Source organism: Microbulbifer maximicatervae (SeqCode) (genome assembly GCF_052467225.1).
The window spans coordinates 4,352,403-4,367,915 of record NZ_CP174303.1; the positions used below are offsets into that span (position 1 = coordinate 4,352,403).

The following is a 15,513-nucleotide window of genomic DNA, read 5'->3' on the forward strand; positions in this document are numbered from 1 at the left end:
TTCCATTTAAGGCTTGGCCGAGTAGGCCACATCAAAAGTTTGTGCGCCCGACATCAAATTGCGAATCACCTCAGGAATCGGCCGCTGTTCAAATAATATGGCGTGAATCGCGGAAACCAAGGGCATGTAGACACCCATTTCGTCAGCTTTCTGTTTAATCAGACGAACCGTATTCACACCTTCGGCCACCTGACCGATTTCTGCGACAGCCTGATCGAGCGGCTTGCCTTTACCGACCATATACCCCACCCGGTAATTTCGGCTGAGGTCTGAGGAACAGGTCAAAATCAAGTCGCCAACACCGGCAAGACCAATAAACGTCATGGGATCAGCACCCATCGCTTCGGCAAAACGCATCATTTCTGCCAGAGAGCGGGTGATCAATAAACTGATGGTATTTTGCCCGCGCTCCAGCGCCGCAGCCATACCAGTGATGATCGCGTAGATATTTTTTAGCGCACCGGCAAGCTCTACTCCAAACACATCGCTACTGGAATAAACCCGGAAAGTCTCCGAGTGCAGTGCCGATTGAATCGCTTTACAAAGTGCCTCGTCTTCACTGGCCACCACCGTTGCAGTGTAGTGCCCCGCAACAATTTCTTTTGCAAAATTTGGTCCGCTCAAGACCCCGACACGCATGTCGGTGGTTTCCTCGCGCAGGATATCGCTCATTAAGTGGAAGTTGTCATGCTCGATTCCCTTAGTGGTGGAGATCAGCATGGTGCCCGGCGCCAACAACGGGGCTACTTTTTTTACCACCTCGCGAAAGGACTTACTGGGTATCGCAACAAAAACGATACTGCAACCATCGACCGCTTGCTCCAGGTCGCTGGTAAGTTGTAATTCCGGGTGCAGCGGCACGCCGGGCAGGTATTTATGGTTTTCTCGAGTGTCGCGACACTCAGCCGCCGTCTCCGCATTGCGCATCCACTGGCGGGTGTCGTGGCCGTTGCCCGCCACAATGTTAGCAATCGCGGTTCCGAAACTGCCGCCGCCCAATACGGCAATAGCGAGGGGGTTGGAAGTTTCTTTTTGCATTGTCACACCGATAAAGCTTCTTATAAGACTTGCGGATTATAGAGGCATGACCCGCTGAGCCCAATGGGGTCAATTTGTTTTAAACTTCTGCCAATTGTGCGAAACGGCACAGTAAATAGCAAAAACGGCCCTCTGCCTTGACCAACCGATAAAACACCGCTCGATCCGGCAGGGGCCGCTTCTCGGACCAGCAAAGTCTAAAACAACTCCGCTGGCCATCGCTTAGCACCAATCAATAGCGCTGACTTAGCCGTGCATTTCCAGCAACAGCGTGTTCAGGCGGCGCACATAATCCGCCGGATCTGCCAACTGGTTACCGGCAGCCAGATTAGCCTGGTCCATCAGGATATTGGTGAGGTCCGCAAAACGATCTTCATCCGCCTCCTGGTCCAGACGCTGTACCAGTGGGTGGGACGGATTGATTTCAAAGATCGGCTTGGCATCTGGCAGGGCCTGGCCGGCCTGTTCCAGGATGCGGCGCATTTGCGGGCCCATATCCTGTTCGCTCACCACCAGACACGCTGGGGAGTCCACCAAACGAGTGGTTGCGCGTACGGATTCAACGCGACCTTCCAGAACTTCCTGTACCCGCTCAACCAGGGCACCGGACTCCTGCTCAACTTTTTCGCGCTCAGCTTTGTCTTCGTCGCTCTCGGCTTCACCCAGATCCAGCGCACCTTTGGCCACGTCCTGGAACTGCTTGCCGTCGAACTCGTTCATATGGCCCACGAACCACTCGTCCACCTGATCGGTGAGCAGCAGCACTTCGATACCCTTCTTGCGGAATACTTCCAGGTAGGGGCTGGACTTGGCCGTAGCGAAGTTGTCGGCACACACGTAGTAGATCGCCTTTTGGCCATCCTTCATGCGACCCACATAGTCTTCCAGGGATTGATCCTGTTTCTCGGTATCGGTATGGGTGCTGGCGAAGCGCAGCAGCTTGGCAATTTTCTCTTTGTTGGAGAAATCTTCAGCCGGACCTTCTTTCAATACATTGCCGAACAGATCCCAGAACTTCTGGTATTCATCGCCATCTTTCTTCGCCAATTTATCCAGCATATCCAGAACACGCTTGGTCAGTGCGCTCTTGATCGCATCAGTATTGCGATCTTTTTGCAGGATTTCACGGGATACGTTCAGCGGCAGATCGTTGGAGTCCAGAACACCTTTCACGAAACGCAAGTACAGCGGCAGGAACTGCTCCGCATCGTCCATGATAAAAGTGCGCTGCACATACAGCTTGAGGCCGCGAGCGGCATCGCGCTGGTACAGATCAAACGGTGCGCGCGCAGGGATGTAAAGCAGGCTGGTGTAATCCTGTTTGCCCTCTACGCGGTTGTGGCTCCAGGTTAAGGGATCGTCGAAATCGTGGGAGATATGCTTGTAGAACTCCTTGTACTCCTCAGATTTCACATCGGAGCGGGGACGAGTCCACAGGGCCTGGGCAGCGTTTACTGCTTCAAACTCAGGCGCCTTCTCTTCTTTCGGCTCTTCGCCCTCTTCCGCCGCCGGCATTTCCTCTTTCAACATCTCCACCGGAATGGCGATGTGATCGGAGTACTTTTTAATGATGGAGCGCAGGCGCCAGTTATCGGCAAACTCTTTCGCTTCTTCTTTCAGGTGCAGAACCACCCGGGTGCCACGCTGGGGCCATTCAACAGTCTCTACGGAGTATTCCGCTTCACCGTGACACTCCCAGTGCACACCCTGGTCGGAATTCAAACCGGCGCGACGAGTGAATACGTCCACTTTGTCAGCGACGATAAAGGCGGAGTAAAAGCCCACACCGAACTGGCCGATCAGGTGCGCATCTTTTTTCTGGTCTCCGGTCAGCTGCTGCATAAACGCAGAGGTGCCGGAGCGGGCGATAGTACCGAGGTTTTCGATAACTTCATCGCGGCTCATACCAATACCGTTATCGGTAATGGTGAGCGTTCCCTCTTCCTTGTCAAACTCGATGCGAATGCGCAGGTCTGCATCTTCGCCCAGTAATTCGGGCTTGGACAACGATTCAAAACGCAGCTTGTCGGCGGCATCAGAAGCGTTGGATACCAGCTCGCGCAGGAAAATCTCCTTGTTGGAGTAGAGCGAGTGGATCATCAGGTGCAGTAGCTGCTTGGCTTCCGTCTGGAATCCATGGCTCTCTTTTTGGGCCTCAACGGTCATCTATTCGGTCTCCCCGTAAACGTCAATCGGAACAGGGAGCAAATATTGGGATCAGCCAGCAGGTTTCAAGGGGGGACTTCACACTTGCCAGTGGAGATCAGCGATCTCCACTGGTTTGAGCAGTAGCGAGGTTACCTTTACCGGTAATATCGATCACGAAATTGGCAGTGAGATCTGAGATCACACGGGACTCCGCATTCATCAGGATGGCGATACCCACTTTCAACTTTTCCGAATAGGCCACCGCTGCACGGAAGCCCGCAACCCAACCGCCGTGGTAAATAATACGATCGTCACCAATGGTATAGAGGCGCCAGCCCAGACCATAGCCCGCGTGAGACAGGTAATCTCTCCAGATACGATGGCGCATATGGCGCTGCGTAGCGACTCGCTCAGTAGTCATATCGGCGATCACTTCCGGTGACAGCACCTTCGGGTAGTAGCCCATCTGCGCTTTCAACCACTGGGCCATATCGGAAATACTGGCATTCACTCCCGCCGCCGGTGCAGCAAAGTAGTATTCCTTCTCCACTTTTACCGGGCGCCAGCCGCTGCCTGTCTGAATATGGGGTGCCGCACGGTTGTCGGAGGCCATAAAGCTCTCCCAGCCGACCGATGCGTTCTGCATTTTCAGCGGGACAAAAATCCGCTTTTTCAGCTGGCTGGCAAAGGAGACCCCGGTCGCCTCAAAAATCACATCTTCAATAAGACTGAACAACACATTCTGGTAGCCGTAGCATTTTCCCGGCGTGCAGCGCGGATCGATATTGGCAAACTTGGGCAATATCTTGCTGAGAGGCTTGTTGTCCTCAAGGTAGTTGTCGTAGGCGTTGGGGGTCAGGCCCGAGGAATGGCTGAGCAGGTGCTCCACCTGAAGCTGGCGAGACAGTGAAGGCGTCTTAAAGCTCAGGTCCGGCACATAGTTGACCACCTTGTCATCCCATTTGAAGCGATCTTCATGCTCCAACATAGTGGCCATACTGGCAGCGAAGGTCTTGGATACCGAGGCCAGACGGAACACCGTGTCCTGATCCACCTTGCCGGATTTACCCCTGACCCTGACGCCATAGGTATCCATCGCGACCACCCGGTTGCCATCCACGATGACATAGGCGCCGCCGGGTATAGATTTACCCGCCATCATCTGTTTGAAGTATCGGCCAAACTGTTTGGCCCTGTCGTCTATATCAGCCGCTTGCGCAGGCAGGGACAGACTCCCCAGAATCACCAGGAAGAGAAAAAAACGTGCCATAGAGGCGCGCATGACGTAGACGATATTTGAAAGAATTGCAGGTCTCATAAGCAAATCGAGCCGCCAAAGCAATCCGGTAGTTGCAGATAAGACTAGCAGCCAGCGGGCAAAAACTCTATTTAGGCGCCACGCAGGACTGACTGCTGAATTCTAGTCTGCACTTTTCTCCGGCGCGGGGACGGCCATGCCAATCAGCGCAGGTCAGCGCAACAAGGCTTGTACAAACAAAAAAACCGCCTTGCGGCGGTTCTTCTTTTTGGGGTCCGGAGACCCCAGCGCAAAAAGCGTCTTACAGCTTCTCAGCGTTCTCGCTCAGGTAAGCCGCTACACCTTCCGGAGAAGCGTTCATACCTTTGTCGCCTTCCTGCCAGCCGGCGGGGCAAACTTCACCGTGCTCCTGGTGGAACGCCAGAGCGTCAACCATGCGCAGCATTTCGTCAACGTTACGGCCCAGCGGCAGATCGTTAACTACCTGGTGACGTACATTGCCTTCTTCGTCGATCAGGAAGGAACCGCGGAAAGCAACACCAGCGTCAGCTTCTACGTCGTACGCCTGGCAGATTTCGTGCTTAACGTCTGCAACCAGGGTGTACTTAACCGGGCCGATACCACCGTCGTTGACGGAGGTGTTACGCCATGCGTTGTGAGAGAACTGGGAATCGATGGATACACCGATTACCTCAACACCGCGCTTTTCAAACTCAGCGAAACGGTGGTCGAAAGCGATCAGCTCAGAAGGACATACGAAGGTGAAGTCCAGCGGGTAGAAGAAAACTACAGCCTTCTTACCTTTGATTGCTTCTTTCAGGTTAAAAGTATCGACGATCTCGCCGTTACCCAATACCGCTGCAGCGGTGAAATCCGGAGCCGGCTTGCCTACCAGAACTGCCATGAAAACCTCCTCAATCCAATGATGGGTTGTTGATGATACGTAGAGTGTTCAATTTATGAGCAACAGCTATAAATCGAATGGGAATTAATAGTGGGCCGCTATGATACACACCCACTTATTTCAGGCCCATAAATTTTTTAAATCAGGCTGATAGCAGAACGGCTATGCGTGAACTAACACCCAAAATAGGATGACCTACCCGCAAAAATGTACAAATAGCAAACAAAGAGGGTAAAATGCGACCATTCCGGAATCTTATTGACACTCATTCTCAATTGCAATAGGATTCCTACCTGACTACTATTGAGTAAGAGTTGAACAGAGCCACCGCCATGTATGTATGTATTTGTAAGGGCATAACTGACCGCCAGATTAAAGAGGCGATCTATGATGGCTCCACTTCGGTGAAGGCGTTGAGACGCCAGCTGGGCGTTTCTTCTCAATGTGGACGCTGTGCCGAGCAGACCAAGGAGATCATCGATGAGACCATGAGCGGTGGGATGGTATCCTCTGCCAACAACGGCCTCTTCTACTCCGCCAGCTGATTTTGGCTTTTGACCTGCGATCGTGTCCCTGGCGATCGCCTCCCCTCTTCTTATATCTCAGCTTCCACTCAACACCTGCTAGTTGAGTCAGGCTCTTCCCTTTAACGGCTTAGCGCGGTTCAACTGAAATTCAAAAATGGTGCCTCAGTTTTCCCTGCTACACACAAAAACGATTGTATTTAGATATAGCAATATTCCTGATCCATACATTTTTGTACCGCCCACTGACAACAACAAGTGCAGTGAAATGAACCAGAAATATGTATTTGTAAGTTCTTAGCAGACCGCCAGACCAAAGAGATAATCTATGGTGGTGCTATCTCAGTAAGGGCCTTGGGGCACCAGTTGGCGGTCTCATCCCTGTGCGGGAGGCCGAATAAACGAATGAGCTTATCGAATAGACCATGAGCGGGAGTATGGTCTACTCAGTTAACTACCGCCGATTCTACTTCACAAGCTGACCCCGAATCCCGGCAACCACAATCTATAACCACTAAGTTACCTTCCCGAATGCTCCCTCTAAAGCTCATAGGCTAAGCTGATAGCACGCTGGCGTGCCTTTCTCCATCTATGAAGCAGTATCTTATACACCTCTATGAACGCCTCCACTCCAGTTTCTGGAGCGTCCCGCTGATTATGATCCTAGCGGCGCTAGCGCTCTGCGCCTTTACCGTTCACCTGGACACAGAGCTTCCTGCTCCTCCCCTTTTATTCCGGGGCAGTTTGCAATGGTTTGATTTGGGTAATATCGAAAATGCTCGAGCCCTTTTGTCAGTCATTGCTGGCTCCACTATCACGGTAGCCGGAACGGTATTCTCAATAACAATGGTTGCCCTCTCCCTCGCCTCTAATCAATTCGGCCCCCATTTGATCAGAAATTTTATCCGGGACCGAGCGACCCAGATATCCCTCGGGATTTTCCTAGCGACCTATGTCTATGCCATTGTCACTATGCGTTCGATTGGCACAGCGGAAAACGAAATAGCTAACTATGGCATTAGCGTGCTCACGGCTTTGGTGCTGACTTTAATCAGTGTTATCTACCTTATTTACTTTATTCACAATGTTGCACAGTCAATTCAGGTCGATAACATTACCCACCGTATTAATCTCGAGTTTCAGCAGGCCATAGAGCGTGAATATCCAGATTGCCATGAATCTACGAACAAAAAAGTATTCGATACTAAACGCCTGGACCTCGGCTCAAGTTGGATCGACATCCCCACCCCAAAGGGCGGTTATGTCCAATTTATCGATAAGCAAAGAATTACGCGTACAACCCAGAATTTCCAATGCTGCCTAAAGCTGAACTGCCACCCGGGAAGCTACCTGCATCACTGGGAGATGATCGGCCAGGTTTATCCGGCAAATAACCCAGAAAGAATAATTCCTGCAATTCAGTCTGCAATACAGATCGGCACCCAGCCAACGGCAGAACAAGATGTGGTCTTTTCTATCCAGCAGCTTTCACAAATTGCTGTGCGAGCTTTATCTCCAGGCATTAATGACCCATTTACTGCTTATTCCTGCGTTGATCGCCTGATTGAGGGGCTTGGTACTGTATTATATCGACCTGAGCCCGCAAATTGTTTTACCGACTCATCGGGGGAATTGCGAATAATTTGCAGTAAGCTTGACTTTTCTCAACTGCTCCAAGCTTCTCTCGACGAAATTGTCGAACACGGCAGATCAAGTAGTGTATTTATGTGCCATTTACTCAACGCACTAGAAACACTTGTTGAGGTTTGTCATAGGAAAACAGATAAACAGGCATTAAAGGACTATTTAAAGCGCCTGAATGACGACAACTCAGTTTTTATAAAAAGCAAAGTCGATCAACAAATCATTAATGACAAATTAGTTTTTATTAGAGAAAAACTAAAAAGCTGAAATATAGCCCTGCAACCTAAATGAGAATTATTTTCGTTGCTATTTTCGGCTAAATTTGCGTTAAAACCCTTGTTTTTCCTGCATTCTACAAGAAAATTTTTTTCTTGACTTGCCGCAAATCGCAACGCAAACTCGGCCCCGATTGCAGCTGAAATCCTAAAATAAAATTAGGTAAATCAGGCAGCCGCAGACTTTAGTGACTAATAAACTTTAGTAACTAAAAATATCAACTAATCTCTAGCGACTAACAAATAGGAACTCTCTGCAAACCTAATTGAGTTGGCAGGGCTTCAGGAGCACAGGCTATGAAAGGCGACCCCAAGGTAATTGAGCATTTAAATAAAGTGCTGGGTAATGAACTGGTAGCTATTAACCAGTATTTCCTACACGCCCGCATGTATGACAACTGGGGTTTAAAAGAGCTGGGCAAACAGGAATATCACGAATCCATCGATGAAATGAAGCACGCCGATTGGCTGATCGAGCGCATTCTTTTCCTCGAAGGTATTCCCAACCTGCAGCATCTGGGCAAACTTCTGATCGGCGAAAATACCGAAGAGATGCTCAAGTGCGACCTGAAAATTGAATCCAAGGCCATTCCCGACTTGCGTGAAGCCATTGCCTATTGCGAGTCCGTTCGGGATTACGGCAGTCGTGAATTGCTGGAGAAAATCCTCGAGTCTGAGGAAGAGCATGTAGATTGGCTGGAAACCCAGCTGGAGCTGATCGACAAAGTTGGCATTCAAAACTACCTGCAAACTCAAATGGAAACTGCAGCCGGCCACTCTGGCAAGTAGCTTAAGTCCTCTCACAGGCATAAAAAAACCGCAGCTTCCGCTGCGGTTTTTTTGTTTCTACAGTATGCCTACCATCTATAGCAGCAGACATATTGGAGCAAAAGCGGAAATTAATCCTCGCCTTCGCTCTCCGCTGATGCCTCATCAATCAAGGTTTTCAGCTCACCGTTCTCATGCATTTCCATAATGATGTCACAGCCACCGATCAGCTCGCCCTTAACCCACAGCTGGGGGAAGGTCGGCCAGTTCGCGTACTTAGGCAGCTCAGCGCGGATGTCCGGGTTAGCCAGAATATCAACGTAGGCAAAGCGCTTACCGCAAGCCATCATCGCCTGGGAGGCCCGCATGGAAAAGCCGCACTGGGGGGCATTAGGGCTACCTTTCATATAAAGCAGAATGGTGTTATCAGCGATCTGCTGCTTGATGTTCTCCAGTGTATCCATAAGCGTGAAAAACCTCAGGTGGTCGAAGCAAAAAGTAAGTGTACAGGCACCATACCATCACCTGGTATAGCGCGCCGGCATCCATTGTACCCCAGTGGGGCCGGCAATAAGTACACCATCCCCTCGATGAAAGCAAAAACCGCAGATCTACAACACCGGATACCATGTTGAAATTTCAGCCAGCCAGATAGCACACAGCTTATAAAGGCTGTGTTACCATTGCTCAACCAATATAAAGTGCAGATTAAAAAGCTTAAACAGAATTTTCTGCGGAAAACAGATAATCCAAATAGTCAATATTTAAGGAGATGCCCCGGTGGCCACCCCGACACTCATGCAAAACTATGGCGATCGAACCCTCACACTGGTTCGGGGTGAAGGCAATTATGTATGGGATGATCAGGGCCGACGATACCTGGATGCAATCTCTGGAATCGCCGTCTGCGGCCTTGGCCACTGCCACCCCAAAGTGACCCTGGCCCTGCACGAGCAGATTCGGACCCTGTTACATGTATCCAATCTCTACAATATCCCTGCGCAGGAGAAACTGGCAGACAAGCTGGTACAGCTATCCGGCATGGACAATGTGTTTTTCTCCAATTCCGGAGCTGAGGCCAATGAAGCAGCGATTAAGCTAGCGCGGCGGCTAGGCAATAGCCGCAATATTGAGACCCCTCAAATCCTGGTAATGGAAAGCGCTTTCCACGGCCGCACCTTGGCTACCCTGACAGCAACCGGCAATGAAAAAATCCAAGAGGGCTTCGGTCCTCTGCCCGAGGGTTTTTTGCGTGTGCCGTTTAACGATACTGCAGCCATCGAAAAGCTCGCAGGTGAGCGCAACGATATTGTCGCAGTGCTGGTTGAGCCGGTTCAGGGAGAGGGCGGTGTACGCGTGCCCACTTCCAACTACCTGGGGCAATTGCGCGAACTCTGCGATCAACATAACTGGCTCCTGATGCTGGATGAAGTGCAAACCGGAAACGGCCGCAGCGGCAAAATGTTTGCCTACCAGCATGCGGACATATTGCCCGACGTGGTGACCACTGCCAAAGGACTGGGTAACGGTGTCCCCATCGGAGCCTGCCTGGCCAGGGGAGTTGCCGCTCAATTATTTTCTGCGGGCACCCACGGCTCCACTTTTGGCGGCAACCCTCTAGCCTGCAGTGCCGCACTGGCAGTGATCGATACGCTGGAAAGTGAATGGCTGTTAGAGCGCGCCGAGGCATTGGGGCAACGCCTGCTGCATCAACTCAAACAACAGTTATCCGATTGCGACCAGGTCAAAGAGGTGCGGGGCTTGGGGCTGATGATCGGAATAGAATTGCAGCAGCCCTGTGCCAAACTGGTGGACATAGCCCGCGAGCGCGGACTGCTGATTAATGTTACCGCCGGCAATGTAGTACGCCTGCTCCCCCCACTCACACTCAGCGACGACGAGTGCCATCAATTGGCAAACGATGTCAGCTCACTGATTCACCAGTTTGCACTGCAAGCAGTCTGATGCAAAAAAAGGAGAACAGCTTATGGCGATCAGACATTTTCTCACCCTTACAGACTTGTCCTCGGAAGAGCTCAAGCAAATTATTGAGCGCGCGATCGAACTCAAAACACTGCGCGCTCAAGGAATAAATACCGACCTTTTTCGCGGCAAAGTGCTGGGGATGATTTTTGAAAAATCCTCTACTCGCACCCGCGTTTCGTTTGAGGCCGGTATGGCACAGATGGGGGGAAGCGCCCTCTTCCTATCTCCCCGCGATACTCAGTTAGGCCGCGGGGAGCCCGTTGAAGACAGCGCCCGAGTAATTTCCAGCATGGTGGATATGGTGATGATTCGCACCTTTGGCCACCAGGTACTGGAGCGCTTCTCAGAATATTCAAAGGTACCGGTGATTAATGCCCTCTCCGACAGCTACCACCCCTGCCAGCTGCTCGCAGATATCCAAACCTTTGTGGAGCACCGCGGCAGCCCTGAGGGCAAGGTGGTCGCCTGGGTCGGCGATGGCAACAATATGTGCCACTCCTATATTAATGCTGCCCGCCTGTGCAATTTTGAGCTGCGTATAGCCTGCCCGCCCGGCTACGAGCCCAACGCCAATATCCTCGCTTCGGCAAGTGATCGGGTCACCGTAGTACACGATCCGGTGGAGGCTGTTAAAGGGGCCGATTGGGTGGCCACCGATGTGTGGGCTTCCATGGGACAGGAAACTGAACAACAGATCCGCCTGAAAGCCTTCGAGAGCTTCCTGGTGGACCATGAGCTGATGGGCCACGCCAATAGCGATGCCATCTTTATGCACTGCTTGCCCGCCCACCGTGGAGAGGAAGTGAGCGCCGAACTTTTAGAGGATGGCAATATCTCGGTGGTATGGGATGAGGCTGAAAACCGCCTTCACGCGCAAAAAGCCCTGATGGAATTCCTCCAAGACCACAGTCGATAAACCCTAAAAGGGTACAGCCACTCCTGCGGTTGTACCCTGCTACCTGTACCCACTCCCCTGCGCCTCTCCTCCCGACAACGTATAAAAGATGCGATTGGCGCCAAAACATCCAAGAGATCGCTAAATTTAGCAATCGGCGCCAACGACTAATTTACAGCCAGCCAAGATGTCAGAATTAAATAAGCGTCAACAAATTGAGCAATTGAGTACCACTTTGCTCAAAGAGCAGCCATTTGCAAATGGTTATTGCCGTTGTTAATTTACAGCGCTCTAGCTATTAAAAAAAATTGTAAGACACTGTACCCAGCGTTCTTTCCCGGCACCCACTCCTTTGCAGCCCAGAGCTGGCGGGCTCTGCCGCGAAAGTGGCTACTGACTCAGCCCCACTACCCACAATTTATCCACAAACAACTACATAGTTATTCGCCTTGAACTGACCCGCCTACCGCATTATCTTGTAGCGCACTCGAGGCCGACCCCCTATATATTGGGGTAGAGGCTCAAGAGCACCCCCATTATGTGGGGCAAATTCCGGCGCACCACCACACTTTTTGGCGGTGGGCGTCAGGCGCTGCTTTTTTCAAAGCAGAATCAGAGGTAAGCGGGCGGAATGGAATTTCCGCCACAGGCAGCAGCTGGCAAACCTTTTCAGATAGCCGGTGACAAGCCGCCTGTTTCCAGTGTCCACAGCTGTGGATAAACACTGGCAAAGCGAAGGACACGCTCCGCCATGCCACACAGTCATGTGGCCGCCGTTCTTTTGAACGCACGCGGACAGACAACAGAACAAACCTTTCGGAGATTTACATGCACACAGAGACAGGGCGCTCTCAAGCCGTGCCTGCGGAAAAATCAGGCACCTCCAGCGACCAGGCGACTGGCGGCACGACTCTGGCCGCTACTGCACCGGGCCAGATCCGCGTAATCAAGCGCAATGGCACCGTTGTACCCTACGACGACAGCAAAATTGCCGTCGCCGTCACTAAAGCCTTCCTCGCTGTTGAAGGCGGCACCGCCGCTGCTTCCAGCCGTGTCCACGAGCAAGTTGAAGAACTGGTCAGCCAGATCAGTGCCACTTTCAAACGCCGCATGCCCTCTGGCGGCACTATCCACATTGAAGAGATCCAGGACCAGGTAGAACTGGCCCTGATGCGCGCCGGTGAACAAAAGGTTGCCCGCGACTACGTACTCTACCGCGAAGAACACGCCCGCCTGCGCGCAGAGAAAGAAAAAACTGCTCAAATTGCCGAGCAAGCCGTCGATGCCCACCCCAGCATCCGTGTAAAGCAGGACGATGGCAGCCTTGCACCTCTGGATATGGAGCGCCTGCGCACCGTTGTCAAAGAAGCCTGTGAAGGCCTGAAAGATGTCGACAGCGCGGCAATTCTTAACGAAGCCCTGAAAAACCTGTACGACGGTGTTTCCGAAAACGATATCAATACCGCGCTGGTAATCACTGCGCGCACCTTGGTTGAGCAGGAGCCCAATTACACCTTCGCTACCGCCAGCCTGCTGCTGGACAAGCTGCGCTCCGAAGCTCTGCGCTTCCTCGGTGTTGCCGAGCGCGCCACCCAGCACGAGATGGAAAAGCTGTACGCCTCTACCCTGCCCACTTACGTGAAAAAGGGTATCGAGCTGGACCTGCTGGACCCTGCGCTGGCCACCTTCGACCTGGAAAAACTCGGCGAAGCTCTAAAAGGCGAGCGCGATCACCAGTTCACTTATCTGGGCCTGCAGACTCTGTACGACCGCTACTTCCTGCACAGCGACGATATTCGTTTCGAGCTGCCGCAGATCTTCTTTATGCGCGTCGCCATGGGCCTCAGCATCAATGAAGAGAACAAAAACGAGCGCGCGGTAGAGTTCTACAACCTGTTGAGCTCTTTCGACTACATGAGTTCCACCCCGACCCTGTTCAACGCCGGCACCCTGCGCCCGCAGCTGTCCTCCTGCTACCTGACCACGGTACCGGACGACCTGCACGGCATTTACGGCGCGATCCGCGATAACGCCATGCTGTCCAAGTGGGCAGGCGGTCTCGGCAATGACTGGACGCCGGTGCGCTCCCTGGGTTCCTATATCAAAGGCACCAACGGCAAGTCCCAAGGTGTTGTGCCCTTCCTGAAAGTGGCCAATGACACCGCAGTAGCCGTCAACCAGGGCGGTAAGCGCAAAGGCGCTGTCTGTGCCTACCTGGAAACCTGGCACCTGGATATCGAGGAATTCCTCGAGCTGCGCAAAAACACTGGTGACGACCGCCGCCGCACCCACGATATGAACACCGCCAACTGGGTCCCCGACCTGTTTATGAAGCGCGTGTTCGAAGATAAAGAGTGGACCCTGTTCTCCCCGGCCGATTGCCCGGACCTGCACGATCTGTTCGGCACCGCATTCGAAGAGCGCTACAACCACTACGAGCAACTGGCTGCCGAAGGCAAGCTGCGTCTGTTCAAGAAGATCCGCGCACTAGACCTTTGGCGCAAGATGCTGGGCATGCTGTTCGAAACCGGCCACCCCTGGATCACCTTTAAAGACAGCTGCAACCTGCGCAGCCCGCAGCAACACGCCGGTGTGGTTCACAGCTCCAACCTGTGCACCGAGATCACTCTCAACACCAAGGCCGACGACGAAATCGCCGTGTGTAACCTGGGCTCCGTCAACCTGGCTCAACACATTGGTGAGAACGGTGAACTCGACCGCACCAAGCTGGCCAATACCGTAAAAACTGCGGTGCGTATGCTCGATAACGTTATCGACATCAACTACTACGCAGTTGAAAGTGCACGTCAGTCCAACATGCGTCACCGCCCTGTGGGCATGGGCCTGATGGGCTTCCAGGACGCACTGTACAAAGCCGGCATCGCCTACGCCAGCGATGAAGCCGTCGCCTTTGCCGACAACACCATGGAAGCGATCAGCTTCGAAGCCATCTCCGCTTCCAGCGACCTGGCTGCCGAGCGCGGCAAGTACCAGACCTACGAAGGCTCCCTGTGGAGCAAAGGTGTTCTGCCGCTGGATTCCATCCAGATCCTGGCTGAACAGCGCGGCCAGCAGTTTATCGAACAGGACACCAGCTCCACGCTGGACTGGGACGGCCTGCGCGAGAAAGTAAAAGCCCAAGGTATGCGCAACTCCAACGTGATGGCGATCGCTCCTACTGCGACCATTGCCAATATCACCGGGGTTTCCCAGTCGATCGAACCGACCTACCAAAACCTGTATGTGAAGTCGAACTTGTCCGGCGAATTCACCGTAGTAAACCCCTACCTGGTACACGATCTGAAAGATCGCGGTCTATGGGATCAAGTCATGGTTAACGACCTGAAATACTATGAAGGTTCTGTACAGAAAATCGATCGCGTACCGGAAGACCTGAAAGCAAAATACCGCACCGCGTTTGAAGTGGAGCCGCGCTGGATCGTGGACGCTGCCAGCCGTCGCCAAAAGTGGATCGACCAGGCCCAGTCCCTGAACCTGTATATTGCCGGCGCCGACGGCAAGAAGCTGGACCTGACCTATCGCATGGCTTGGTTCCGCGGCCTGAAAACCACTTACTACCTGCGCGCACTGGCTGCCACTACCACAGAGAAATCTACGGTAAATAGCGGCACCCTGAACGCGGTAAGTGCACACGGCGGTAGCAATGGAATGGCTGCGGCAGCACCTGCTGAACAAGCTGCACCCGCACCGGCCGCAGTGCCTCAGGCCTGCTCACTGGACGACCCGGATTGCGAGGCCTGCCAGTAAAATTTAAGCCCCTTTTTTATAGGGGCTGCACTGACTCTCGGGGGAGAGCGTCGTAACCGCAAGTGCGGGCATGACCATGCGCAGCGACCCCGGTCCACCCATTATTTTAATAGTGGGTAATACCATAGGGACCGGGGATCGGCTGCGGCTTATTTCCCGAGAAAACCCAGTGCAATTGCCAGCGAAAATTCAGTGCAAATAAATGCACAAAAGCGCAGCAAAAATTGATCTGGCACAGGATTTTCTGTGCCCAGGCGAGTTAAAAATACGAGCCTGTAATGAATTATTGCCGGTAAAAAAATCAC

Annotated in this window: 11 protein-coding genes; 6 read left to right on the top strand and 5 right to left on the bottom strand. The window is 52.6% G+C overall.

Translation table 11 applies throughout. The features are described from left to right. Nucleotides 1-6: 6 nt before the first annotated feature. The 4 genes from ACJJIZ_RS18765 to ACJJIZ_RS18780 all read right to left on the bottom strand — a co-directional run bounded on the left by ACJJIZ_RS18765 (nucleotide 7) and on the right by ACJJIZ_RS18780 (nucleotide 5,348). Nucleotides 7-1,038: an NAD(P)H-dependent glycerol-3-phosphate dehydrogenase gene (locus ACJJIZ_RS18765; protein WP_413662953.1), complete on the bottom strand. Its 1,032-nt coding sequence runs from the start codon at nucleotides 1,036-1,038 to the stop codon at nucleotides 7-9. Nucleotides 1,039-1,284: 246 nt separating this feature from the next. Next, entirely contained in the window at nucleotides 1,285-3,204 is a 1,920-nt protein-coding gene (gene htpG / locus ACJJIZ_RS18770; protein WP_444914444.1) for a molecular chaperone HtpG, read from the bottom strand. A 97-nt stretch (nucleotides 3,205-3,301) separates the two neighbouring features. Then, nucleotides 3,302-4,504 carry a serine hydrolase domain-containing protein gene (locus tag ACJJIZ_RS18775; protein ID WP_413662955.1) on the bottom strand — a complete coding sequence of 401 codons (1,203 nt, stop codon included), beginning with the start codon at nucleotides 4,502-4,504 and terminating at the stop codon, nucleotides 3,302-3,304. 241 nt (nucleotides 4,505-4,745) lie between these two features. Continuing rightward, the gene (locus ACJJIZ_RS18780) at nucleotides 4,746-5,348 is read right to left on the bottom strand and encodes a peroxiredoxin (protein WP_143730920.1); all 603 of its coding nucleotides are present in this window, start codon (nucleotides 5,346-5,348) and stop codon (nucleotides 4,746-4,748) included. A gap of 314 nt (nucleotides 5,349-5,662) precedes the next feature. On the opposite strand from ACJJIZ_RS18780, the gene ACJJIZ_RS18785 reads away from it, so the two are divergent. From ACJJIZ_RS18785 to bfr, 3 genes are all read left to right on the top strand, one after another. Further along, nucleotides 5,663-5,893: a bacterioferritin-associated ferredoxin gene (locus ACJJIZ_RS18785; protein WP_413662956.1), complete on the top strand. Its 231-nt coding sequence runs from the start codon at nucleotides 5,663-5,665 to the stop codon at nucleotides 5,891-5,893. A gap of 570 nt (nucleotides 5,894-6,463) precedes the next feature. Next, nucleotides 6,464-7,783 carry a DUF2254 domain-containing protein gene (locus tag ACJJIZ_RS18790; RefSeq protein ID WP_444914445.1) on the top strand — a complete coding sequence of 440 codons (1,320 nt, stop codon included), beginning with the start codon at nucleotides 6,464-6,466 and terminating at the stop codon, nucleotides 7,781-7,783. A 305-nt stretch (nucleotides 7,784-8,088) separates the two neighbouring features. Then, nucleotides 8,089-8,580 (top strand): bacterioferritin, encoded by a 492-nt coding sequence (bfr, locus tag ACJJIZ_RS18795; RefSeq protein WP_020412720.1) that lies wholly within the window; start codon nucleotides 8,089-8,091, stop codon nucleotides 8,578-8,580. 110 nt (nucleotides 8,581-8,690) lie between these two features. On the opposite strand, the gene grxD is transcribed toward bfr, so the two are convergent. Next, on the bottom strand, nucleotides 8,691-9,023 hold the full coding sequence (grxD, locus tag ACJJIZ_RS18800) for a Grx4 family monothiol glutaredoxin (RefSeq protein ID WP_282933784.1): 333 nt from the start codon (nucleotides 9,021-9,023) through the stop codon (nucleotides 8,691-8,693). Nucleotides 9,024-9,339: 316 nt separating this feature from the next. On the opposite strand from grxD, the gene ACJJIZ_RS18805 reads away from it, so the two are divergent. From ACJJIZ_RS18805 to ACJJIZ_RS18815, 3 genes are all read left to right on the top strand, one after another. After that, complete coding sequence (locus ACJJIZ_RS18805) at nucleotides 9,340-10,524, top strand: acetylornithine transaminase (protein WP_444914446.1); 1,185 nt, start codon at nucleotides 9,340-9,342, stop codon at nucleotides 10,522-10,524. A 22-nt stretch (nucleotides 10,525-10,546) separates the two neighbouring features. Continuing rightward, a complete protein-coding gene (argF, locus tag ACJJIZ_RS18810; protein WP_444914447.1) occupies nucleotides 10,547-11,461 on the top strand; it encodes an ornithine carbamoyltransferase in 915 nt (304 codons plus the stop codon). Between the two features lie 807 nt (nucleotides 11,462-12,268). Next, nucleotides 12,269-15,208 (top strand): ribonucleoside-diphosphate reductase subunit alpha, encoded by a 2,940-nt coding sequence (locus tag ACJJIZ_RS18815; RefSeq protein WP_444914448.1) that lies wholly within the window; start codon nucleotides 12,269-12,271, stop codon nucleotides 15,206-15,208. Nucleotides 15,209-15,513: the final 305 nt, after the last annotated feature.